At 49.0% G+C, this 1,096-nt stretch carries 1 protein-coding gene; it reads left to right on the top strand.

The window, feature by feature from the left end:
- Window positions 1-123: 123 nt before the first annotated feature.
- The coding region (gene fbaA, locus Q0095_RS04285) for a class II fructose-bisphosphate aldolase (protein WP_297881681.1) at window positions 124-1,096 on the top strand (973 nt) is incomplete at its 3' end.

Below are 1,096 nucleotides of genomic sequence, written 5' to 3'. Positions count from 1 at the left end.
GAACCAACAGTCGAGGCCGAAACCAAGACCGAAGTCGAAAAAAGCAGCAAAAGTAGTCGAGCAAAAAGCGGCAGATCTTCACAAAAACGCTAAAATCGAGTATAAATAATATAGGAGCTAAAAATGGGCGTTTTAGATATAGTAAAACCGGGCGTTTTAAGCGGCGATGACGTAAGTAAGGTCTATGCGTATGCGAAGCAGCAGGGCTTTGCGATCCCTGCAGTAAACGTAGTGGGATCAAATTCCATAAACGCCGTCTTGGAAAGCGCTAAAATCGCAAATTCGCCCGTAATAATTCAGTTTAGCAACGGCGGCGCGGCGTTTTATGCAGGCGCTACTTGCCCTAATGCCGCAGTATTGGGCGCTATCGCAGGCGCGCGCCAGGTGCATGCTCTGGCGGCTCATTACGGCGTTGCAGTGATTTTGCATACCGATCATGCCGCAAGGAAGCTGCTTCCGTGGATTGACGAGCTCATCGAAGCTAATGCCGCTCATAAAAAAGCTCACGGCGTGCCGCTGTTTAGCTCACATATGCTTGATCTTAGCGAGGATGATTTGGAGTTAAATTTAGCGACCTGCGAGAAGTATTTGGAAATTTTAAGCGATCTTGGAATTTCGCTTGAGATCGAGCTTGGCGTCACAGGCGGCGAAGAGGATGGCGTCGATAATACCGGCGTCGATAATGCGCGGCTTTACACCCAGCCCGCAGATGTCGCGCTTGCTTACGAGCGACTAAGCAAAATCAGCGATAGATTTAGTATCGCAGCAAGCTTTGGCAACGTCCACGGCGTGTATAAGCCGGGCAATGTCGTGCTGAGACCTGAAATTTTGAAAAATTCGCAAAAATTCGTCCGAGAAAAATTTAATCTGCAATCCGAAAAGCCTGTAAATTTCGTCTTTCACGGCGGCAGTGGCAGCGAGACCTCCGACATCAAGGCAGCCGTAAGCTACGGCGTCGTTAAGATGAATATCGACACCGACACGCAGTGGGCGTTTTGGGACGGCGTGCGTGCTTATGAGGCCAAAAATCGCGGCTATTTGCAAGCTCAAATCGGTAATCCGGAAGGTGAGGATAAACCGAATAAAAAATTCTACG

The organism is uncultured Campylobacter sp., assembly GCF_938045535.1.
Taxonomy (GTDB): domain Bacteria; phylum Campylobacterota; class Campylobacteria; order Campylobacterales; family Campylobacteraceae; genus Campylobacter_B.
This window is presented reverse-complemented; position numbering and strand designations above follow the sequence as displayed.